Annotated in this window: 18 protein-coding genes; 5 read left to right on the forward strand and 13 right to left on the reverse strand. The window is 45.9% G+C overall.

Annotated features, from left to right (window positions below; genetic code table 11):
• Positions 1 to 158 precede the first annotated feature (158 nt).
• The 5 genes from QUA20_RS19465 to QUA20_RS19485 all read right to left on the reverse strand — a co-directional run bounded on the left by QUA20_RS19465 (position 159) and on the right by QUA20_RS19485 (position 5,807).
• Positions 159 to 1,220, reverse strand: coding sequence for a pentapeptide repeat-containing protein (locus QUA20_RS19465; RefSeq protein ID WP_333190715.1), 1,062 nt, complete (start codon positions 1,218 to 1,220; stop codon positions 159 to 161).
• Positions 1,221 to 1,566: 346 nt separating this feature from the next.
• The gene (locus QUA20_RS19470; RefSeq protein ID WP_333190716.1) at positions 1,567 to 1,689 is read right to left on the reverse strand and encodes a hypothetical protein; all 123 of its coding nucleotides are present in this window, start codon (positions 1,687 to 1,689) and stop codon (positions 1,567 to 1,569) included.
• A gap of 1,009 nt (positions 1,690 to 2,698) precedes the next feature.
• Positions 2,699 to 3,907, reverse strand: coding sequence for a general stress protein (locus QUA20_RS19475; protein ID WP_333190717.1), 1,209 nt, complete (start codon positions 3,905 to 3,907; stop codon positions 2,699 to 2,701).
• Positions 3,908 to 4,303: 396 nt separating this feature from the next.
• Entirely contained in the window at positions 4,304 to 4,786 is a 483-nt protein-coding gene (locus tag QUA20_RS19480; protein ID WP_333190718.1) for a BON domain-containing protein, read from the reverse strand.
• A gap of 475 nt (positions 4,787 to 5,261) precedes the next feature.
• Positions 5,262 to 5,807: a hypothetical protein gene (locus QUA20_RS19485; RefSeq protein ID WP_172185625.1), complete on the reverse strand. Its 546-nt coding sequence runs from the start codon at positions 5,805 to 5,807 to the stop codon at positions 5,262 to 5,264.
• A 65-nt stretch (positions 5,808 to 5,872) separates the two neighbouring features.
• On the opposite strand from QUA20_RS19485, the gene QUA20_RS19490 reads away from it, so the two are divergent.
• Complete coding sequence (locus QUA20_RS19490) at positions 5,873 to 7,279, forward strand: S-layer homology domain-containing protein (protein ID WP_333190719.1); 1,407 nt, start codon at positions 5,873 to 5,875, stop codon at positions 7,277 to 7,279.
• A gap of 539 nt (positions 7,280 to 7,818) precedes the next feature.
• A complete protein-coding gene (locus tag QUA20_RS19495) occupies positions 7,819 to 8,853 on the forward strand; it encodes a histidine kinase (protein WP_333190720.1) in 1,035 nt (344 codons plus the stop codon).
• A 359-nt stretch (positions 8,854 to 9,212) separates the two neighbouring features.
• Here QUA20_RS19495 and QUA20_RS19500 read toward each other — a convergent pair whose 3' ends face one another.
• Positions 9,213 to 10,250 (reverse strand): hypothetical protein, encoded by a 1,038-nt coding sequence (locus QUA20_RS19500; protein ID WP_333190721.1) that lies wholly within the window; start codon positions 10,248 to 10,250, stop codon positions 9,213 to 9,215.
• A gap of 229 nt (positions 10,251 to 10,479) precedes the next feature.
• Positions 10,480 to 11,457, reverse strand: coding sequence for a DNA polymerase III subunit delta (gene holA, locus QUA20_RS19505; protein ID WP_333190722.1), 978 nt, complete (start codon positions 11,455 to 11,457; stop codon positions 10,480 to 10,482).
• A gap of 176 nt (positions 11,458 to 11,633) precedes the next feature.
• Between holA and QUA20_RS19510 the strand changes: the two genes are divergently transcribed.
• From QUA20_RS19510 to cbiE, 3 genes are all read left to right on the forward strand, one after another.
• Positions 11,634 to 12,374, forward strand: coding sequence for a DUF1868 domain-containing protein (locus tag QUA20_RS19510; RefSeq protein ID WP_333190730.1), 741 nt, complete (start codon positions 11,634 to 11,636; stop codon positions 12,372 to 12,374).
• On the forward strand, positions 12,364 to 12,522 hold the full coding sequence (locus QUA20_RS19515; protein WP_333190723.1) for a hypothetical protein: 159 nt from the start codon (positions 12,364 to 12,366) through the stop codon (positions 12,520 to 12,522). The genes QUA20_RS19510 and QUA20_RS19515 overlap by 11 nt, the downstream gene beginning before the upstream one ends.
• Before the next feature lie 124 nt (positions 12,523 to 12,646).
• Complete coding sequence (gene cbiE / locus QUA20_RS19520; protein WP_333190724.1) at positions 12,647 to 13,963, forward strand: precorrin-6y C5,15-methyltransferase (decarboxylating) subunit CbiE; 1,317 nt, start codon at positions 12,647 to 12,649, stop codon at positions 13,961 to 13,963.
• A gap of 31 nt (positions 13,964 to 13,994) precedes the next feature.
• Here the strand turns inward: cbiE and QUA20_RS19525 are convergent, their stop codons facing one another.
• The 6 genes from QUA20_RS19525 to QUA20_RS19550 all read right to left on the reverse strand — a co-directional run bounded on the left by QUA20_RS19525 (position 13,995) and on the right by QUA20_RS19550 (position 21,825).
• Positions 13,995 to 14,879, reverse strand: a complete 885-nt coding sequence (locus tag QUA20_RS19525; RefSeq protein WP_333190725.1) for a CPBP family glutamic-type intramembrane protease — start codon at positions 14,877 to 14,879, stop codon at positions 13,995 to 13,997.
• 85 nt (positions 14,880 to 14,964) lie between these two features.
• A complete protein-coding gene (gene lpxD, locus QUA20_RS19530; protein WP_333190731.1) occupies positions 14,965 to 16,005 on the reverse strand; it encodes a UDP-3-O-(3-hydroxymyristoyl)glucosamine N-acyltransferase in 1,041 nt (346 codons plus the stop codon).
• A gap of 29 nt (positions 16,006 to 16,034) precedes the next feature.
• Positions 16,035 to 17,054, reverse strand: a complete 1,020-nt coding sequence (locus QUA20_RS19535) for an RRXRR domain-containing protein (protein WP_333190726.1) — start codon at positions 17,052 to 17,054, stop codon at positions 16,035 to 16,037.
• A gap of 363 nt (positions 17,055 to 17,417) precedes the next feature.
• On the reverse strand, positions 17,418 to 17,735 hold the full coding sequence (locus tag QUA20_RS19540; protein WP_172185607.1) for a YkvA family protein: 318 nt from the start codon (positions 17,733 to 17,735) through the stop codon (positions 17,418 to 17,420).
• A gap of 414 nt (positions 17,736 to 18,149) precedes the next feature.
• Positions 18,150 to 19,418 carry an SPFH domain-containing protein gene (locus QUA20_RS19545; RefSeq protein WP_333190727.1) on the reverse strand — a complete coding sequence of 423 codons (1,269 nt, stop codon included), beginning with the start codon at positions 19,416 to 19,418 and terminating at the stop codon, positions 18,150 to 18,152.
• Between the two features lie 196 nt (positions 19,419 to 19,614).
• On the reverse strand, positions 19,615 to 21,825 hold the full coding sequence (locus tag QUA20_RS19550) for a reverse transcriptase domain-containing protein (protein ID WP_333190728.1): 2,211 nt from the start codon (positions 21,823 to 21,825) through the stop codon (positions 19,615 to 19,617).
• Positions 21,826 to 21,877: the final 52 nt, after the last annotated feature.

Genomic DNA, 21,877 nt, shown 5'->3' on the forward strand with positions numbered 1-21,877 from the left:
TGTAATAGATTGTCGATCGGCGACAATGTATTAAAACCCGTCCCCCACAACTGAATTATGACTCTTGAATCCTGAATTCTTTATTGTTAAAAGTTTTGAGTTTTGAATTAAAGATTCTTTAACTTAAAACTCAAAACTTTTTTCTCTTAATCAACTCATCAATCCCGGCTGTGAGTAGCTCCATTCGGCAAAATCGCCCCGCCCAAAGCTGCTTCATTCAAATTATCAACATTCAAGCTCGCCCCAATCAAATTAGCCTCCGACAAATTAGTTCCTGTCAAATTCGCCCCTGTCAGAGAACTCAGCAGCAAACCCGCTCCCGACAAATTGGCGTGACTCAAATTCGCCCCCCGCAAATCCGCTTCCAGCAAGCTAGCACCTGACAAATTCGCACCGCTCAAATTAGCTCCCCGCAAAGAAGCTTTGTTCAAATTCGCAGCCCTCAAATCAGCATTGTGCAGAATCAAACCATTTAAATTAGCTTTACTCAAATTAGCTCCCTGCAAGTGGGCACCGCTCAAATTTGAGCCATTTAAATTAGCGGATTGCAAGTCAGCACCGCTCAAGTCAGCACCGCTCAAATTAGCAGCGCAAATAGAAGCCTCCCGCAGACTTGCTTCGCTCAAAGAAGCTCCAACCAAATTGACACCGCTGAGATTTCCGCGATTGAGATAAGCCCGAATTAGAGTTGCTCCGCTCATGTTCGCCCCGTTCAAATCTACCTCGCTGAGAATCGCTCTAGTCAGATTTGCTCTGCTTAAATCAACCCCGCTCATAATTGCTCGGCTCAGCGTCGCCCCGCTCAAATTAGCCTCAGTTAGTTTCGAGCCGCTTAGCAAACAAGCTCCTACTAAACTCGCTCCCGTCATCACAGCTTTGCTCAAGTCAGCCTGAGACAATATTGCTCCGCTGAGATTTGCTCCGCTAAAATCGGCTCCGATCGCCACAGTTCCAGTTAAACTAGAACTCCCGAGGTTAGCTTCTATTAATTTCGCCTTAGACAAATTAGCCCCGCTCAAGTCGGCCCCGTTTAAATTAGCTCCAATCAGTTTGCTTCTAATTAAGTTAGCGCCTTTCAAATTAGCGCTGCTCAAATTTGTTCGGCTGAGATTAGCTTCACTCAAATGAGCTTGAATGAGGTTAGCCCCTCGAAAATCTCGTTCCCCGTTTCTATGTCTCGTTAAAAGTTCATCGGCACTTAAAAGCTCAGTGAAATTCATAAAAAAAATGAGTGAGTTTCCTTAATTTCTCGATGTTCTATGTTGTCTGAAAATTTGTACTATCGTGTTTGGCAGTAAGTTTCTTCAACCAATACTGCCACATTAACAATTGTCAAAACTGGTTGATTCCTAGCATCACCCTGCTCACCTAGTTAGAACTCCCGAAAAACCCCGTTTTTCGGAAAAAATCTGGGTGTTTTCAGCGCGGCAGTCATGAATAAACCGAGTTTCTCGCCGCCTGTAAGTCCTGTAAGTCTATAATTGGCTAGTAATTAGTTGGCGGTTGATGTTAGTTGTTAATTGTTAGTTGTATTTATACTAACTGCTAATCACTAACTATTAACTGCTAACCATTTACCAAAATACCGAGAAGTTGTCGATCGATCTTGTCAATATCGATCGAATATTTGGGGTATTGCTGGCGGCATCCGCGCCGCATTCTGACCGGAAAAATTGCTGGTACAGGCAATCGAATTTATTAGTGCAATCAAGAAACAAGATATCGGAGCTTCAACCCCGAAAGCCTTCTACATAAGTGCCTTCTATCTTCGATCGCCCATGAAAGCAGAGCCCGGTCAGCTCAGCTAGTTTCACCTCCCCCCACTGTGCTGCGCGCCAGTGAAATCCAACAGGAAGGCTGTTTCCCTCGGAGTGCTGAGCGAGTCGCAGGCAAAGCAAACAATACGCTGCGCTGAGCCTGAGATTTCGCGAAAAAATGAGCCGCGAGCCATTGTGCTCCCGCGCTGCTGTGCTTGCTGTTAATCTTTACTCGATCCATGAGCGCTTGCGGTTCTAATTAACAGAACACCCGACACCAGACACGCTCCCGGACATAAAAGCTGTCCCTGGGCTTCTCAAATGCTTCGCTGAGGCATTCCCAGAAAAACTGTATTCCTGTAGCAGGTCTTGCCAACGGCAATTGGGCTGCTACAGCCAACCAATGACCAGCCTAAGTCTCGCGGGAAGGCGACGACAATATTATTATTCTAATAGTTGCCGACCACCGCAGGCTTTTCTGGGCGCGCGGGACAGGCTACTTGACCTGTATAAGTTGCGGAAATTAGCCGCCCCATAATTAAAGATAGTCGCTCTTGGACTAACCGGGCAATATCTGCTGTAATTTATGTCATCAAATTTGATAATACTGGGGGGTTTGCAATCGAGCAGTAGTGAGTGTTACAGACTAAAAAAACACTGCGAATTTAAGGTGTAAAAGTTAAGGGAGCCGATCGCTGGGTCCGCACAAAGCCCAGCTTGCGGCCTGGCTGATTAATCAAAATTCAAATTGTGACAGGTCGCTTTTTTTTCCCAAAACAAAAGCCGACTTTCAGAGAAAAAGCCGACTTTTGAGAGAATTTTACCGACGAAGTGCAAAACCCCTAGCTCGCTCGTGTTGGTTGCATCACTTTCGACAATCCGAGTGGGCGAGTGCGATTAACGTGCTTCGTAGAAACAATACCCAAACAAAGTCTGAAGTATTAAATCAGAGGGTGGCGGTTAACGCCCTGATTGGGATCGTAAATATTAGGCGTAGTATCAACGCCCGGAGTACCAGCAGCGCCGTAATCAGCCCGAGCACTATCGACGCTGGGATAGTCGTAGGTGTTCCACTGCTGAATGCCTCCGCGGCTCAGAATGGTTTCAGCTTTAGCGACTTCTGCTTCGCTGCCGTCAAGCAGTACCAAGTAATCTCCCCTGGCTACCCGATCGTTGTATACTTTAGCTTCTTCTTCGGGAATTCCCAAACCGACTAAAGCTCCGATCAAGCTGCCTGCCGCCGCACCCAAAGCCGTACCGGCGAGTGTAGTGGCGATCGCCGTAGCTGAGGCTCCTGCGAGCATAATCGGCCCGATTCCCGGAATTGCCACTAGGCCCAGACCTACCAACAAGCCTGTCAAACCGCCCAAAGTGCCACCTGTGAGTGCGCCCTTAGTCGCCCCTTCATCCGCCTTGTTTTCCGCGCTTTCCTGCACGTCAATGCCTGCGATGTCCCCTTTAGAGTCAGAATCCTTAGCGATGACCGAAACCCGGTCCATGTCAAAACCCGCAGATCTAAGTTCTCCCAGCGCTTGTTCTGTCTCGCGACGGGTTGAAAATACGCCCACCGCGCGCCTGTGGCGGGCCGAAGCTCTGTGACCGGTGTCTGCCGGCACATCGTAAATGCCCCAATCCTGAATGCCCCGCACGCTCAGAATTCCTTCGGCTGTGGCAATATCCGAATCTGTGCCTTCTACGAATACCAAATATTCTCCGCGCGAGACGCGATCGCTATAAACTTTAGCTTTTCCTTCAGGAACTCCCAAGCCAACCAAACCGCCGACCAAACCGCCCGCAGCAGCCCCAATCGCACCTCCGACCACAGTATCTGCCAGCAGAGTGGCGAGCGCGCCCCCCGCCATCACCGGGCCAACTCCGGGAATCGCCAGCGCTCCAATGCTTCCGAGTAACCCAATCAAACCGCCCGTCACGACTCCCGCTGTCGCGCCTGCTTTTGCGCCGCCGCCCACTTTGTCGTCAGTACCCTTACCAGCGCTAGCGCCCGCAATTTCGTTGCCATCAAGATTGTTTCCAACTACCGAAACTTTATTCATCGGAAACCCGCTACTTTGCAGTTCCGTCAGGGCTAGTTCCGTATCTCGGTAATTAGAAAATGATCCTACAGCTCGCTTGTGTTGACCTAAAGCCATTTTCTTTCTCCTGCAAAATATACTACTTTTTCACAACTACAGAATTTATGCTCTGCTTGCTGTCATCAATCACATTTAGTCCTGCTTTCCCAACATTTTTCATCGGTCGCTGGGAATAACCTTGCTCTCTATCTTCTGGCTGGTTTCTAACTAATTCTCAGGAATTGAAAAGCTGAAATTGGGAATAGAAAATTGCAGGCAGTGCGCGAGCTTTGAGTGCGTAACTTTTTAAATTTAAACTTTTTAACTTAAAAGCCCGCTACCAAGAGAATCACGCAAGCGTTGCGCTCCGCTGCGGAAGCAATCTTAAAATGCACCAACTTTCCCTGTTTTCTATTCCCTGTTCCCTCTTCATCCTCTTTCTGCCTTCTTTCCCTGTTCTTTTTTCCTTCTAACTTATTGGCTGCTGCTAGGCGATGCGGGTGCAGCGGGGGCGACAACAGCCGTAACATTCACCGTTTTGACACCCTTAATCTCTTTAGCTAGCGGCTCAATTTTAGCTAAATCAGTTTCATTGGGAACTGTGCCACCTACAGTGACAACCCCGTCTTTTGCATCAACAGTTAGTGTACCTTTCGTGATGTTTACTTCTAACTTTGAGCGAACTTCACTTTGGAGGTCGCCATCTGCTCTTGTTGCATCGCCGCCAGTCACATTGTTGCGCTGTTCTCTGGCCCTGATATCAGAATTTGCTTGGTTTTTGCGAATATCGCTAGTGGCGTCACCCTGAGTTTTTTGAACTGTCTCGGCTGGGGGCGGGGTGGTGGTATTTTCTGTGGGAGAATTAGGAGAATCAGCGCTAGTTTTAGCCCCCTCGCTGCAAGCAGCAGCTCCAAATAATAGGATGCCGCTGAGGAGAATTGGTGTTAGTTTGTTCATAATTATGTTAATACCCTCCGGGTAAGCTTTCGATGAGCCTGACTTCCCTGACTTCGTTGAGCCTGATGGGAGCCAGTTCGAGCAAGACAGCATCTTTGTTTGTGCTTGCTGCGATTTGAAAATCATTATATTAAATATATAAACTTGAGGAAGTATGTACATCGCTCCACGGGTGTAAAATTTATCTATGTCGTTAGATAGAGTACAAAAAACTAAATAAGGTATTAGGTCAAATTTAACTTAATTACTTTTGACCGCATTATTCCTCAGAAACCCCGTAGATGGCTTTATTTTTCGTTGCCAAAGCCAATATTTTCTTATACACCCAGTTTAAAAGGGTAAGCTTTATTAATAAATTCGATCGCCACTGCCAACTAATTTTTCCCTAGAACCTCGAACCTCTGACTTCATCCTTCAATATCCATCCGTTGAATCCGTTAAATCCCGTACACTGCTCGTTGCCGAACTTCCTGCTTCAAAACAAACGAAAAGAGTCGAGAAATTTTTGAGCATTTTCTGGTTCGGGGGTAGTGGCTACCAGCCCGTAAACGCGCGTTTCCACCAAAAAAACTTGACCTACACCTACAGGTTCAGTGGGGGAAAGCGGCTGAAACTCAAACTCTTTTCCCGGATAGCCTCCTAGAGAAATATCTCGCACTTGCAATAATTTAGCATTCGCCCCCACGACAAAGAAATCAACGGCATTATTTAAAGTAATTTTAATATTATTGTTGCTTTGCCGGAAATCTAGGTCAAAGTATTGAAGTAAATAAGTTTCTTTGTTTTTTAAGATCGATCGGTATGTATGAGCGGTAACTTGAGTTGAAAAAGTTTCGGAATTAATTTTGGGAGTTCCCGGCATATCGATCGCAAACTGACCCATCGCCGAGCAAAATGGCTGCCACTCTGGCGTCTGAATAGCTGTCTGCAGCGGCGCTGGTTGAGATGCAGCGGGACGGGCAAACTTGACAGGAGAGAAAAGTAATGTAGCAGTAACTAGAAGTAAATATACCAATTTCATTTCGGTAAAAATTATATTTGCCCGATCTGCGCTAGCCTAGAAATATATCCGCAAAGGGGGGATTTATGCTGAATATTATATTTACTCAACGGCGAGGCAACTCTCAAGGGCGATCGCCAGCTAAAACCAGTAAAACCAATAAAACCAATATACTCCCTGCTGTAAATACTTGGCTGGCCGTGTGTCTGCTGGCTGCTGTCACAGCTTGTGCAAACAGCCCCAACAGCAAGGCACTCGAAGAATCTCTAGCCGCCGATCCCAAATTACAACAAAATCCAGTGGTTTTCTCTTCCCCGCCACCAGCGACAGCAGTTGAGACAAACTCTACCGCCAAACTTCCTCCCGATTTCCCTACAGAGATTCCACTCTATCCTAATGCTGAGTTAATCGAAGTTGGTGGGCAAACCGATCCGTCGGAAAAAAATGTGCGGCTGCGCTGGGAAAGCACAGATCCGGTTAATTCCGTTCAGAACTTTTACTCTACTGAGTTTGGGCGCGGCAACTGGGAAATAGTCAGCCGCCCAACCGCCGAGGGACAAGGTTCTTTGGTAGCAACCCGAGATAATTTGCGGGTAACAGTGTCGCTTTTTCCTACTGAGAAAGTAGGGGGTTCTACAGAATTTGCGATCGACTACAGCAAAGAGGCTTCAGAAATTGCTGCCAGTCCTCAACCTAATAATTCCGAGTCTAGTGCATCTCCAACACCTTCACCAACTCCATCTAATTCAGAGGGAACTACTCCAACGCCATCCCCTTCGCCAAAAGCAGCAAAAGTTAGCCAACAAGACGACCAAATTCCTCAACAGTTGCGGCAGTATGTGGCAGATTTAACTCAGTTAGAAGTGCTGAAAGTGCGATCGACAGAAAGTGCTAATTTAGAAACTGCCAGCACTTTGCCCAAACCCAACAAAATTGTCACTCGCCGCGACTACGCCCGCTGGTTAGTAGCAGCTAACAATCAGATTTATGCTACCCGTCAAGCCAAACAAATTAGATTAGCAGTAGACTCTAGCGAACCAGCATTTTCTGACGTACCCAAAACTGACCCCGATTTTTCAGCAATTCAAGGTTTAGCAGAAGCCGGTGTAATTCCGAGTTCGCTTTCTGGAGAAACTAAAGATGTAAAATTTCGCCCGGATGCACCTTTAACTCGCGAAACAATGATTCTTTGGAAAGTACCTTTAGATACTCGTCAAGTTTTGCCGACAGCTAACATTGAGGGAGTGAAAGAAAAGTGGGGTTTTCAAGATGCTTCTAAGATTGATTCCCAGGCTTCGCGGGCAGTTTTAGCTGATTTTAACAATGGAGATTTGGCGAATATTCGCCGCGTTTTTGGTTTTACTACTCTGTTTCAGCCGAAGAAATCCGTGACTCGCGCCGAAGCTGCTGCTAGTTTGTGGTATTTTGGGGTTCAAGATCAGGGATTGTCTGCTAAAGATGCTTTGGAAGCAAAAACTCAACCAGCTCAATAGAGTTGTTTGGAATGGTTAAAAGTTTTGAACAAAGCATCTACTTACCAATACCAATAAACCGGGTTTTTTCTATGTAACAAAACCCGGTTTTTACGTCCAAGACTGAGGAAATTGTACCAAGTTTTGACACATCGGCGTGCGATCGCACGCCACAAAAATTGCAGCTTGAGTTTCTAGGATTTGTGTGAATGTGGCTTACCCAGAAACCGACTTTTATCTACGAAAATGCCCAGTAAAACGCTAGGCATATCCGGTGAAAAACCCCGTTTCTTTAATTCCTATGGGCGAGTTGTGGTAAAAAATCCTTTCAAAAACTATACATCGGCTTTTCCGTTCTTGTCACCCACCCTAAGGAAGAGATTTTTTTTGCCTTAATCTTAATTTCTGTATCTTTCCACAAAACCGCAGCATTTTGCGGACAAATTTTCTCCATATTTTCACTAACACTTTGCTCAAAACTCTCAGTAGGATTCCGGATGCAGTAGCGGACTTAACGATAAATGAAAAAGAGTGTTTGAGGTCTGGGAGAGCGTTTTTTAATGTACGATATTACCCTATTTACCCCGCAAGACATGGCGAAATGCAGCTTAGTCCTGCGCCAGTTAGGTAGAAATACTGCTAGTATGGAAGCCAGCAGCCAGAAGATTGTTAACTATATTTACCAACATTTTTGCGATTCGCAAACTGGAGAAAATACCTGTGCCTTAGTGCGTTTGTTCAAAACTCATCCCTACGGGGAATTAGAAGACTCATTGCAACAATCCGCGCGCCGCTTAATGAACGGCAATTCCCCCGCTGCTGACATGAAATGTTGGACTCTGCTAGCAGCCGCAGGCACAGAACCGCAGTGGAATTCTCGGCACACAGCAGCAGAAAATACAGCTATTCCATTAGTTAGCCCAAAATTAGTGGCTCAAATGCCGGCGATTTCGGAAATAATCCGGCAGTTTGGTTTAGACATTCCTACATTCGTCGGAATTGAGCGAGAAAGGTTCCTGCAATTAGAGCCCGCAGTATTAAATATTTTTCACGTATCAGAGGCAAAAGACAGCCCCTTTATTCCTGAGCAAAATTCTTTAATTATCCCCTACCAAGTCAAGTCTGTCTTGGGATTTGGGGGACTTCTGCCGTCAGGAAGTTTGTTTGCGGTAGTGATGTTCCTGAAAGTTAAAATTCCCCAAAGCACGGCTGAAATGTTTAAAAATTTGGCGCTTAGTGTCAAAACAGCATTGTCTGTTTTTGACGAAAAAAATATTTTTGAATTTTCAATGAATGCTAATGACGTTGTTACAAATAACAATGTTACCGAAAACCAATTACTGGAATATCAAGTTGCTAATTTGATTCAATTGCTGGATTTTTCGGAACAAGAAATGCTCAGACAAGCCGCTCGTTTTCAACGGACAATTGACAAGTTGCAGCGCGAAATTGCCGATCGCAAAAACAAGGAACAAGCTTTGAAAGCAAGTCAAGAGCCATTCACAGGCATCCTCAATATTCCCAAAGATTCTGTTGCTCGCGTCGAAGAAAATCAAGGAATTCAGCGTTTTAATCAAGGGGAAGAACAGATTTAAACCAAGCTCTGTATTTAGCAACCCGGTTTCTTTGATAAACCGGGTTGTTGCTGTGTTTTTTGAGTTATACCAGTTCCCCTAAAATATGCTGCAACGATCTTAGAGTTTAAGGATGATTGTATCAAAGTAAACTACCAAGAAAGAATAGATTTAACAGCTAATGTCCTATGCAATCTTGAGGACTTCCTGAGAACCCTAAACCATACTGTACTCAGTTGCTGTAGGAGTATGTCACTAAAATTGAAAAAAGTCAAAAGGTAAGAAAGCTTTCAGTAAAAACAAGATTTTTTACTTTTGGCTTTTGACTTTTGACTTTTAGCACATCCAGTATTCAACTCAAAACTCAAAACTCAAAACTCTTAAGGCGCTGCTGCCGCCCTGCGGTTGGCAACAATCAGATTAGCCTGATACTCTGCCGCTTTTTGCTGAGCCTTTTGATAGTTCGGGCTGTTTGAGGGCACGGCTCTCATGAGCTTAACCGCTTGCTGCCACTCGCTTGCTACTGCGATCCACTCATTTTGAGACTGAGCCGTCTGGGCCGAAATTGCTGCCTTCTGAGCTGTGTTAACGGCTTGCCTCCAAGAGTCAGGCGTAGGCGCGGCGGCTTGTGGCGCCGGAGAGGCTGCCTTGGGTGCCGGAGATGCTGGTGCAGCTTTGGGTGGTGGAGATGTCGGAGCTGGGCTTGCGGGCGCAGCAGCATTGGGAGCGGTTGCGGGGGTCTGAGTGGCTGCCTGTGGGGCGCGCCCAGATGCGGCTGGAGAGGGTGCGGTGGCTTTAGAAGCGGGAGATGCGGGTTTCGGGGAAGGGGAAGCAGCTTCGGGGGGGTTCGGTTCTGGGTTCGAGTCGCCGAAGGGGAAAGTTTTAGTAAAGAAAAGCCCTGCGATAACCGCCAGAGGTACTAAGATACCCACAGGTATTACCCATTTGGGAAATTGTTTTTTCGGAGGCGGGGCTTGATCTTCGTCTATGTCTTCGTCTTCCTCATCGTCATCTCGATCGAATTCTCCTTCTTGATAATAGTCTTCGCCTTCGGGCTCGACATCATCTAAACCTACAGAGTCGTCAGGCATTCTACTATCCAAGGCGTAAGGCATTGGCTCCGCAGGCATCAGATCGATTTCATCTTCCCACGCAGGCGATCCGTCACCTGTTCGACGCCCGTAAACCTTGACAGTGTGAATTGATTCGAGTCCCAGCTTCGTCATGCCGGTGCGGATGAAATCGACCAATACCATTTGATCCGGTACTTTGTCTGCCTCCAGAATTATGTGGAGGCAGCCGTTGTCCCGCGTCACATCGGCGTTGATGCCTTTGGGTTTGAGTGTACGGTTGATGCTAGATGCGATCGCTTTTGGATCGCCTTGCTTGAGCAGTTCCCGCGGGTTCTGTTGTGTCATGGGTAGCGCTCTTTTTTGGGGGGGGGTGGAGAGCCGGCAAATAATATTAACCGATCGGCATTCGGCGGACAATATTTATTTACCACATTAACTTCTACTTTGGCATTCTGAGAGTATTTCTAGTATCTATTGACCTTTGGGCCCGCGAGCCGGTATCAAGCACATAGCCGCTATTGAAATTTGTTGTAAAAATTTACAGTAAGGGGCCGATCCTGTGCCCTGTCGCGCATCAGCGAAACAAGCTAGAAAGTTCTATAACTTTGGTTTGCAGGGTTGAGATTTCTTCCCGGCCCCGTTTTAAAGAAGCTTCTAAGTCTAGCAGCAAAGGCAAACTTTTTTGCAGTTTTTCTAAGCTGGCGTTCTTGACTTCTTGGCGAAAATAGTATACTCGTTTCGGATTCCCTAAGTCTAGAGCTTGAGCAATTTTATCATCGCGATCGCCAGCTTGGATCATCGCCTTTACCCACAGCCAAATCCGAAACTTACCAGTCAAGCCAGCCACAATCCTCAAACCAGGCTCGCTGCGGCCAGTTAAGCCGGCCAATAAATCCAAAGCGGCGGAGGTATTGCCCTCGCGAATCGCATCGGCTAGCTGGAAGGTATTCTGGGCGTGACAGTGCACCAGTGCGGCAACTTCCTCCGGGTTCAGAGGTTGGCTGCGGTTGCCCGCAAACAGCAGCAATTTTTCGAGTTCGCTGTATAGCTGGCGGGTATCGCTGCCAATGGATTCGGCCAAAAGTTCGATCGCCGTGGCGGTCAATTTGACGTTCATTTCGCCGGCGACTTGGCGCACCCGCTGGGCTAATTCTTTGTCATTCCAAGGCGGAATCGGCGAAAATTCCCGCACTTGGGCGGACTGGACAAGTAACTTGGTAGACTTGAGCCGGCTGTCGGGTTTTTTGACGGATGTCAGCAGCAACACGGTGGTAGGGGGAATCACCGGCAGCGTCCGTTCAAATTGGGCTAACAGTTCAGGAGAGCACTGCTGCGTTACAGTCGTATTTGCCAGCCACACAAAACGGCTGCCGGTACCGAAGGGGGGCGTTAAGGCTCGATCTAGCCCTTCGACCACAGCGTCGGCTCGATCGGCAATAATTTTGTCATAGTTAAAACTAGCCCAGTTGGGGTCGAGGACAGTTTGGCGCAAACTTGTCACAGCTTGCGCGATCGCAAAGTCGTCTTCCCCCCAAAACAGGTAAATTTGCATGAAAAACGCTCAGTAGCCCAAAAAATCAGAGTTTCACGTTCCGCAAGTCCAACATATCCTGAATTGGACTGTTGGATGCCCGCACCATAATATAAAATTTGGTGTGGGAGTTTGTCACCGCGAGGAAATCAAGATTGGATGATACTTATCAAGCTTACGTAAATCGGGTGGCGCGAATGACGCTGCTGGACTCCTACAAGTCCCAGGTGGAACACATTCAGGAATCTCCAAAATTTCAGCCCGACGAAGCCGGTCACAGATATCCTGTACCTTTTCCGGGTTATTCGGTGATTACGCCACCTGCTGGGGAAGATGCAGAAAATGCTGCACTTTATAGTAATTTGCACTCGATCCAACAACGGCTATTGCAGGAAATAGCGGAGGGTGCGCTCGTGGCACTGCCTCCTGATAGCTTCCATTTAACCGTAGCCGATTTGATTTGGAGCAGCGCTTTTCGAGATGCCTCCGATCAAAATCCAGAATTTGAGGAGCAACTGCGCTCGCGCATGGCCGATCGTTTTGCCGCCTGCAAACCCTTGGCGGGCGGCCCTCCCATTCGCTGGATAGTGCTGGGGTTGATGGTGATGACTAGAGCTGTGGGTGTTTGTTTGGCACCGACGGACGAAAACTCTTACAAGCAAATTCTTGAGTTGCGCCGATCGATCTATCAAAATCCCGATTTAATTGCTTTAGGAATCGAACAGCAATATCATTTTACGGCACACATTACTCTGGCTTATTTTGGGGACACCGGGCCGAACCTAGACCGCGCTCGCTTGTGCACTTTGCTGTCTGAGTTAAACGAGCAATGGCTGGACACGCCGCAAGAACAGTCCGTACACCGAGTGGAACTGCGGAAGTTTGAGGACATGGCCACCTACGTCCGGCAACCGGACTGGCCTGTTTTTGAGTTTTAACGAAGGAAGAGGGAAGAAGGAAGAAGGAAGAAGGAAGAGGGAAGAAGGAAGAAGGAAGAAGGAAGATTTTTTCCCATCTCCCACTCTCCCCATCTCCCACTCTTCCCATCTCCCACTATCTCGCCCCCTCTCCCCCTCTCCCCTGTGACAATAGTCAGGATATTGCCTATTAAATGCTTTAATTATTTTTGTTTGACAGTAAAGTCAAGGAAAAAATTTATGAAAAACCAGGAAAAATCAGTAATTCTGGTTTTTTACTTTTTGCTTAAAAAGTGACAGTACACGTTGTTGGTATAGGTTTAGATGGAGCTGCTGGGCTGAGCGAATCGGCGCGGCAGGTTGTAGAAATGGCCGCTCTGCTAATAGGGAGCGATCGTCATTTGAGCTATTTCCCGCACCATTCCTGCGAGATCTGGGTGTTGGAAGATTTGACGGCGGCAATTCTAGAAATTAAGCGCTGGTTGGCGACTGATGCGAATTTAGAGCCTAATCCAGGGACTTTTTCGCCCCCCTCTACCTCCTCGTCTCAACTCATTGTAATTTTAGTGGCCGGCGACCCGCTGTTCTACGGCTGGGGAAAGTTGTTAATTGCCCAATTGCCAGCAGAAAAATTGACTTTTCACCCCCACGTCAGTTCTGTGCAGTTGGCTTTTAATCGCTTGCAAATCCCTTGGCAAGACGCTCATTTTGTGGGTTCTCAAGGACGTTATTTTGAGGAACTGACTGCCAAACTCAAGCTCGGTGTCGAGAAAATTGCAGTGCTCGCCGACGAAACTCATACTCCGGCGGCCCTGGCAAAGTGGGTAAAAGCTCTAGATTTGCCTACACGCTACGAGTTTTGGGTTTGCGAGAATTTGGGTTCTGCTGACGAGCGGGTGGGCCTGCGTTCTCTGTCAGCTTTGCTGGGAGAGTCTTTTGCACCGCTGAGCGTGGTTGTGATGCTGCGGGAGTCCCCGGCGGGGACGGAACCTTTGGATTTGGAAAAGTTGCCTTTGTTGGGAATACCGGATGCAGCTTTGATCGGTTGTGGCGACAAGCCTGGTTTGACGGTGGAACGGGAAGTGCGGGTGTTGGTTTTGGCACAATTGGCTTTGCAACCGGGACAAGTTGTCTGGGATGTGGGTGCTGGTAACGGTTCTGTGTCGATCGAAATTGCTCGTTTATTCCCGCAGTCTGAGGTTTATGCGATCGAACAAACGGTTTCTGGTACTTCTGCGATCGAGTTCAACTACGGCCGTTTTGGGCTGCAAAATGTGTTTTCGATTTATGGAACTGCCCCGGAAATTTTGCACCGCTTGCGTCCCCCGCACCGGATTTTTATTGGCGGTAGTGGCGGAGGGTTGACTAAAATTTTGGGTGTTTGCGCGCTGCGGCTGCTTCCTGGAGGCTCGATCGTCCTGGCTTTGGATGCTTTTGAGGATATTGCTACTGTTTTGAGCTGGATTGGCGATCGGGTGCGCCGGGAACCGCACTGGAGTTACCGAATTCTGCAAGTGCAGTTATCTCGTTCTGTGGCTGGGGGAAATTCAACTCGTTTTGACGCGCTGAATCCGGTTTCGATTGTGACGATCGATCGACACTTGAATTAATGTCGGAATTTTTACCGCAGATTTAAGCTGATTAGCGCTGATTAACGCTGATTTGAGTTAGGAAGAGTAAGGTTGCGGTTGCTAGTAGCAATAAAATGCCGGCGGCACCTGCTAGGGGTTTTGCTGCTATTCCTGTAATCCATTCCGGTGCGCGGCCTGTCGGATTAATTGCGCCTTCTGTATCTACGGTAGTTATACCCCAAATCCAAGCTGCGTGAATGCCGATCGCCAATCCTAAACTGCCATTGTCGGCGATGCGGGCTAATGTTAAAACCATCCCCATCAGCCACAATCCGGGCAGTTGCGGCAGAGTTTCTTTGGCGGTCCAAATTAGGTGGGCGATCGCAAAAATGAAACTGGCGATCGCTGCTGCTATTAATACTGAGTAATCTTGCTGGAGTATTGTTTGCAAGCAGCCGCGAAAGATTAACTCTTCTGTGGCGCTAATCCACAGTCCTAATAACAGAGTCAGCAGACTAGCAGGGTTAAGGATTAAAGTCCAAAAATTAATGTTTTTTTCGACTGTTTCGGTGGAAGTTTCGCTTTTTTTTAGCTCTATCCACCCTGCGGTTAATTGCAGACCGAATAAAATTACTAAGCTGATGATTCCTAATCCTAATCCCCGCAGTAATGACATCAAAACTGCGGGTTGCAATTCCCAACCCCAGTTAGTAAAAGATGTGTTTTCTATCCAACTTGTCGCCCATAAAATGAAGGGGACAATCGCATAGAGGGAAGCTAGTAAAGGTAGTTTTTTGTTTCCCAAGGGTTGGGGCGGATGCCATTTGAGGGCGATCGCCAGGACAATCGCTGCGGGAAGCCACACAACAATCCAAGTTGAGAAAAACAAGATTATTTTGACAATTGCTGGTATTGACGGCGACAGCAGTCGCAGGTTAGTTATACTATTCCACATTTAATGGGTTGCAACTATAATACTGTTGACTGTTGGCTGTTAACTGTTAACTAATGACTACTGACTACTGCCCACTGCCAATTGATTATCGATCGAGCTGGCGCTGAATTTGCCTCAAAGATTGGTACATTTCGGGCAAGCGGTTGTAGATTGCTGTGGCTTTGAGAAATAGTTTGTGGGGAATTGCTGGAATGCCCGTCACGATCGCACCTGCGGGCACGTCGCTGTGAATTCCGGCTTTAGCAGTGGCGATCGCCCCATCTCCGATTTTGGCTTGATTGGCAATTCCCACTTGACCTGCCAAAATTACATTGTTGCCAATTTTTACCCCGCCAGCCATGCCAACGTGAGCGGCAAACGCGCAATTTTTTCCTACTTGACAGCCGTGACCTACGTGTACTAAATTGTCGATTTTTGTATTCTGGCCGATGCGGGTTTCTCCGACAGCGGGCCTGTCGATCGTGCTGTTGCAGCCAACCTCAACGCCCTCTTCTAATACAGTGCAGCCAGACTGCTCCATTTTCACCCACCCTGTGGCTGTCGGCACAAACCCAAAACCTTCGCTGCCGATCGCCGCACCGCTGTGAATCACGCAATTTGCCCCGATGCGAGTACGTTCGTGAATGACACAATTAGCGTGTAAAACAGTGCCTTCGCCTATTTCCGCATCTGGGTAAATTACGACATTTGGATGAATGCAAACGTTGCTGCCAATTTTGACTTTTGCTTGAATAACGACGTGGGGGCCGATATAGACATTTTCACCAATTTCTGCTGAGGGGTGAACGACGGCTGAGGGATGAATTTCGGATGCTGGGCGAAACGGTTGATAGAAAAGGGCGATCGTTTGAGCAAACAGCAATCGCGGATCTGGTGCGGCAATCCAAGCAATGTTGCGATCGGTACATTGAGCTTGGAGGCTTTCATCTAAGGGCAAAATTAAAGCAGAAGCATTTGTCGAGGCTGTATGAGAGGCAAATTTAGCACCTTCTATGTAACTGATTGTGCCCGATCGAGCTTCATCAACTGGGGCAGGGCCAGTAATTTCTGGATCGGTAGCAACCGACGCTGTGAGGCTGCTACTGGTGGCTAAATTAAGTTTTTGTACTATTTCGCTAAACTTCATCAGAAAAATGGGTTTGAAACCCCGTCCTTTTAGGACGGCTTTACAGTTCGCCATGAGTTGTAAGCCAGAAACTTACAATCTGTGGGCTTTGCGTTTTGACACAGGCGTTTTCCTGTACCAAGACTGTGCAGGCTAATACGAGATTTTTTAGAATCTTCGCCACCTACGTAACACTTTCCATACTTAGGATGCTTGACAATCCCCCCGCGCTTCAATCCTTGCGACATGGAGCCACCGTAAGGACGGCGATATCCGTTTTTCCCAGGGTTAAGAACGTGCAATTGTCTGCGATAAATACGGATGGGCTTACATTCCATCACCACCATATTTTTTGGTGATATATCGCCACCTACCAAAAGGTAAGCTAGCACCCAAGAATCGACACAATGGGCATAAAAAACATTTGATAACTTGACCTTAGATTTTCTTAGACCTAATTTTTGACGAGTTAAGTAGGTGTCGGTATAGCCATCAAATTGGGTGACAGGTGCAATTATTTCCAACTCGGAATAACACCATTTTTTGCCAACTTCTAAGGGCGAAAATGACTTGTTCCATGTGCGACAACCTTTTTTGGTCAATGCTTTTACATTCTCAATTCCAATGTCTGAGATAGGAAAGATGGTATCAAAAACTTTGACTACTCGGATTTTGAATTGCCAACGCGCCTTAGTGCTTGGAGGAATCGGGCCACGCTTACGGTTTTTACGAGGTTGGCGACAAGGTGTTTTTCGATTGCGCCTTGCACGTCTGGCGTTTGTACTTGTCTCCTCAGCCTCTTTGACCCAATCAACAGCATGAAACTGCTGATTTAAGTAGGTATGAGCTTTTGATTTGACTGTGTACCCCTCACGTTTAGAACCCGGATCGATTCCAACTGCTACAGGTTGAGTATGACGATTTGAAGGTTCAACGTTTAAGCGAACACAAAAGATCCCTTTACGGAAAAATGGTGTTGCTTTTCCAGATTTAATCCAACGTTCTGCCCTTGCGGGTGTTGTTGGCATTAAAGGACGTTGCTCAAAATCCACTACAGGAACATATTGCATGGTGTTTGTTTGGCGATAAGCCTAACTGTTTAATTTCCTTCGACTTTGACTAACGGAGTGGTTACGGGTTAGGAAGAGCGCCTGTAACGTCCAATGAAAGTGCCACCTTCAGTTAGTTCAAATTGGTTTCTCAACCGTTGTCTAGTCCTACTTGCGCTTGTTTTCTACCTATGGCTTGGTTTCCTTACAAGCCCCATCCCTCTAGGGTGGGGTTAGTGACCTATAAAAATTTGTTGTTAGCACAGATGGATCATAGTTAAAATTACCAGCTTTGGAGCACGATCTGAGCAGTTGCCATTGAAAAAACAAAAACCCCGACTTCTGTAAGAAGTCGGGGCTGTAGCGCTCTATTATTTTTGGCAATTATTTTACAGAAACTGCATCTACGTCAACGGTGCTGCCTTTGGCTTCAGAATAATTGGCACCGGTGGCTTCAGATGCTGAAGCTGTCTCTGTTTGGCGGGATTTAAAGTAGTCGATCGCCATTTGCGAAACTTCGGAAATCAGCAAGACTGCGATCGCCACATCGTCAATTTGTCCGACGACGGGGAGAAAGTCTGGGGCAATGTCGATCGGGCTTACCAAATATGCCAGCGTTCCCAGAATAATCCACCAGCGGTATTTGGGGTTGCGGAGGGTGTCGCGATACCAGTTGTAAACAGATTGTATAGAAAAGTTCATGGGGTTGTCCTCTACTTATATTTTCAATCTTGACAAATTGTCGCTCGAAATGCTTGTGGAGATATCCCCCCTAGGGTTGGCAAGAGACTTCTACCTGGGAGTATAGGGAATTGGGGAGGGAGAAGTTGTCAAGCTGTGTTGAAAGGGCGGGGACTCTTGACAACGCGCCTACAGAAACCTGACAGATGAAAGCCGATAGAATTAAGCTGTGTTTATCTGCGTTTATCTGCGGTTAAAAAAAACATTCATATTGTTGACGGTAGATTCGGAATCTATTACTTTTATATCGTGATTAAAGCAAGTTACTTAGATTGGGATTTTGCAACCGCAGATGTCAGCAGATAAACACAGATGAACACCGATGGGATTGATGTGTGTTTATCTGCTGTTTAAAAAAATCTTCATATCTCTCACTCACGAATTTTGAAAGATCCATTTTTGGTCGCCGATCGCAATTTCGCAGCCATTTGGTAGCCAAAAAGGCTCGTTAGCAGCCAGCCTCTGCCCACCCACAAAAGTGCCGTTGGAACTGCCACTATCGACAAGCTGATACCGCTGTTTGCCAAGTTCGTCAGTGGCCCGGCGGATTTGAGCGTGGTAGCGCGAACTTTGCGGATCTTGTAATACTAAAGTGTTGGTTGGTTCGCGTCCAATTGTAAAAGGATTGGCTGTTAGGGCGATCGCCTCTCCAGAAAGTTTGTAGATTAAATATGCGGTTGTTTTGCGATCGCTGCTTGCGAGTACGGTTGGTGCAAGTTGGGGAGGATTTCTCCCAGGAGGGAGACTGTTTTGAGCAAGTTGTTGTGTTAGTTGTTGTAAATCTCGATCGAACCCCGCTGCTGTGTCTGAAGCTGGAAGACTTGCAGGAGAATTACCTGAAATTAAGTTTAACTGCTGTACGGGAGATTGAGGAACAATCGGGCGACCGGCTTCGGCAATTCTCATTTGCAGGGCAGCGGCATTTTCTGCTTCCTGTCGGGCACTCATTCCCTCAACTTGGCGAATAACTCCGTTGGTTTCGGGAAAGCTGACATCGCCAATTCGCACGTCTTCTAAGTTAAAACCTAGAGTATAAAAATCTTGGACGCGATCGAGCAAATTTTGCCGCAGCAACAGCCGTCCTTGACTGATAAGCTGTTGTAGGGGTATTTGCCCGATCGCTAATCCCATACAATCCTTAACTGCACTTGCTAAAGCACCTATAGGATCGGACAATTCCAACGCTACCCGTTTCGGATCTATAACTTGATAAATAACGGTCAGAGTGGCATCAATTAAAAATCGATCCTTAGACAAAAAATCTCCGTGCGACTGCACCTCCAAATTGCGGAGTTTGGTGTCTACGAGGACAATTTGAGACTGTTCCAGCAGGGGAAGGGCGAAGCTGAAATGTCGCCCGGATTTGAGGGTACGCACGGCGCGGCCGTTTTTGACCAACACACCCGTGTAACCCGCCCCTATAAAGTCCATACTAAACCCGGCCCAGCGTTCTGGAGTTATGGTTTGAATCAGGGGAGAAGCGTTGTTCATGGGAGGGAGTTGAGGGAGCGAAGATTCTATTTTTAGGGTAACAAATTGCTGGGGACGAGCGATCGGGCGGTGTGCCGGTTCCGCAACCTCTATTCTATACTTCTGGACTCCCCCCGATTCAGGCCGGACTGGATCTAGTTTGCACCCCACCACCAATCCACCTTCGGTTCGTATTGCATTCCCACTTTTGCCATCACGCGCGGCGAAGCAATATTTTCACTCACAGAAAGTTCAATATTGCGATTCAGTTTGACAGATAAAATGTATAGAATACCAGGAATTGAAGTAGAGGGGTGCTCGCTTATAGTTACATTTAAAAAACAATATTTCTTCTACTTGTCAAGACTCTTTAACTAAATGGAGATACCTCAGCCTCACCATCTCCACTAGACTGATCTTTACCACTATAATACTTATCTCGGATTATTTTTGGTTCGTAATCTTCAAATAAATCTTCTATACTTCCTTCTAATGCCATTTTATAAGCTTCGCAGAGCATATAATCATTATTATCAACAGACTCGTCACTAATGGCATCCCGCTTATACAACCCCAATATCAGCAAATAGTTTTTCTTTAATCTAGCTGTTGGTAGCGGTTCGCTGTGTAAAGCTATCGACACAGCCTCTATGTGACTATCTTGTACAAGATGCTCGCACACATTACTGTAAGCCAAACACAACCATGTTTCTGTTGCCATAAGTCGCTCTACTAAAGTCCCATTTATTGCATATTCAACCACTTTTTCCCAAGCATACTCATTAATTGTGGGTAAAAAACGTATTGCCCGAAGACTGACAGAGCGTATATATTCGCTCATTTTATGACTTCTGTTTTGATAATATGCTATTACCTCTATAAGCTCAACTAGATAACCTTGTATTGCTAGACTTTCCAAAATTTGTAATGGCTCGCGCAAAACCCACGGCTTTTCACATAAAATCTCAACAACATCTCTGACTATCTCTGTGAAGCCAAGTATAAGCAACTTATTAACGGCAAAGCGAATGTATGTTTTTAATGTTCTTTGCCTCCGGATGTTTTTACGCTCGCTAGGTACTTTTTTTATTTCTTCTATCTCTTTCAAACTTTCACGAAATAGATTGATGAGTTTTGTCCTTAACCTATCTTTTTCTCCTATCCACTCAGAGTTTAACTGTTGGAAATCATACGCCCACTCTCCACTCGACATTTGACAACCCTCCGAAGGCAGAGGTGGTAAATTTAATTCTACTTCTCTTTTTAAATCTTTCCGACGTTTTTTAGTGTTAAATAAATACTTATATATTTTTCTGCTCACATCGGGGGCTTTGATGTAAATATTGATAGAACACAGACACTCTTGATATTGCTCGATTAGGTGTCCCCAGAGATAGTCATTATTTCTATAAGCTCCTGCGAGCTCCTTGCGGTACTGAGAGTTGCCAATCCATAAGCCGTTCATTACTCGATCAAATTCTTGGCTAAACTGCTTAAATAAATCATCTTCTTTAATGCTTTCCACAAAATCTGAAACTCGATCGTATATTTCTGTCTTCTCCTTATTAAGATTCAAATTTAGTTTTTCTAATTCTTGATTAAGTGTGTCTAAAACAGCGAGGACATCATCTGCATCTGGCACAAATAGGATCATGTCATCCATGTATCTCGAAAACCTCACTTTCCACTCATTATCACTAGGTTGAGTACCAAATCTTAGATCGAGTTGTTTTAAATAGAGGTTAGCGTAAAATGCAGAACCAATACTTCCCTGAGTAATACCGTAACCCACTTGATGCTCATCCAATTCCTTTGAAAGTAATATTTTAAGTAACCAACGGATACGCTCGCTTTCCGTTAAATCCTTTGTTAACTCAAGTAAACTATCTTGTACAATTCTTGTATAGTAAGATTCAATGTCAACACGGATTACTACACCATTTTCGTAGTTTTGTGCGTTCATTCGCAGGTCTGAAAGAAAAAGGCTATATGCAGTAAACCAATTTTCATAGAGATATTCAGTTTCACGTTCTCGCTCTGCTGGTAAACGATAAGCATAGCTATTTCCTTGTAATCGCGATGCTTTTCCTCCTAATTTTTGAATAATTGCTGTTGCAATAATTTCCCCTTCCATTCTTGATAAACCTTTAGGACGGGTACTTGATGAACTTTTTACAAAATTATAGGGAATATAGTCTTCTTTATGTGCTTCTTCTTGTACGTAAGCAATTAGTTGTTTTTGTAGTCGATAGATGTTATCTTCGAGATTTATTTCAAATAGGCGGATCTCCACTTCATCAAAAAGTGATTCTTCAAAAAGATATTTGCGGGTGCACACCCAAGCCCGTTCTATATTTTCTGTACTTATAACTTCATGCCAGTCGTTATCTTGGTGCAACTTGGCACTGGTGATATTGCTAACGTCCACATGAAAATTTGAGTAATATTTATTATTTTTTCTTATATCTTTCCAATAACTGCCAATAGGGTTTTCATAGTAAACTCTATAAATCTGTTGAATAAGTAAATTGGAGTCTACATTATGATGACTGCTTTTAAGTAGGTCGGCGGGAAAATCCATAAGTATGTAACAAAATATTAAGTAGGGTGACTGGACTTGAATTTAATACGTT

It is taken from the genome of Microcoleus sp. Pol7_A1 (assembly GCF_036701085.1).
GTDB lineage: Bacteria > Cyanobacteriota > Cyanobacteriia > Cyanobacteriales > Microcoleaceae > Microcoleus > Microcoleus asticus.

What these genes read in the sequence shown, in the direction of transcription:
- QUA20_RS19490 (WP_333190719.1), top strand. Translation starts at nt 5,873, where the DNA reads ATGCTGAATATTATATTTACTCAACGGCGAGGCAACTCTCAAGGGCGA.
- QUA20_RS19475 (WP_333190717.1), bottom strand. Translation starts at nt 3,907, where the DNA reads ATGGCTTTAGGTCAACACAAGCGAGCTGTAGGATCATTTTCTAATTAC.
- QUA20_RS19525 (WP_333190725.1), bottom strand. Translation starts at nt 14,879, where the DNA reads ATGTGGAATAGTATAACTAACCTGCGACTGCTGTCGCCGTCAATACCA.
- QUA20_RS19510 (WP_333190730.1), top strand. Translation starts at nt 11,634, where the DNA reads ATGACGCTGCTGGACTCCTACAAGTCCCAGGTGGAACACATTCAGGAA.
- QUA20_RS19500 (WP_333190721.1), bottom strand. Translation starts at nt 10,250, where the DNA reads ATGACACAACAGAACCCGCGGGAACTGCTCAAGCAAGGCGATCCAAAA.
- lpxD (WP_333190731.1), bottom strand. Translation starts at nt 16,005, where the DNA reads ATGAAGTTTAGCGAAATAGTACAAAAACTTAATTTAGCCACCAGTAGC.
- holA (WP_333190722.1), bottom strand. Translation starts at nt 11,457, where the DNA reads ATGCAAATTTACCTGTTTTGGGGGGAAGACGACTTTGCGATCGCGCAA.
- QUA20_RS19465 (WP_333190715.1), bottom strand. Translation starts at nt 1,220, where the DNA reads ATGAATTTCACTGAGCTTTTAAGTGCCGATGAACTTTTAACGAGACAT.
- QUA20_RS19540 (WP_172185607.1), bottom strand. Translation starts at nt 17,735, where the DNA reads ATGAACTTTTCTATACAATCTGTTTACAACTGGTATCGCGACACCCTC.
- QUA20_RS19535 (WP_333190726.1), bottom strand. Translation starts at nt 17,054, where the DNA reads ATGCAATATGTTCCTGTAGTGGATTTTGAGCAACGTCCTTTAATGCCA.
- QUA20_RS19550 (WP_333190728.1), bottom strand. Translation starts at nt 21,825, where the DNA reads ATGGATTTTCCCGCCGACCTACTTAAAAGCAGTCATCATAATGTAGAC.
- QUA20_RS19480 (WP_333190718.1), bottom strand. Translation starts at nt 4,786, where the DNA reads ATGAACAAACTAACACCAATTCTCCTCAGCGGCATCCTATTATTTGGA.
- QUA20_RS19495 (WP_333190720.1), top strand. Translation starts at nt 7,819, where the DNA reads ATGTACGATATTACCCTATTTACCCCGCAAGACATGGCGAAATGCAGC.
- QUA20_RS19485 (WP_172185625.1), bottom strand. Translation starts at nt 5,807, where the DNA reads ATGAAATTGGTATATTTACTTCTAGTTACTGCTACATTACTTTTCTCT.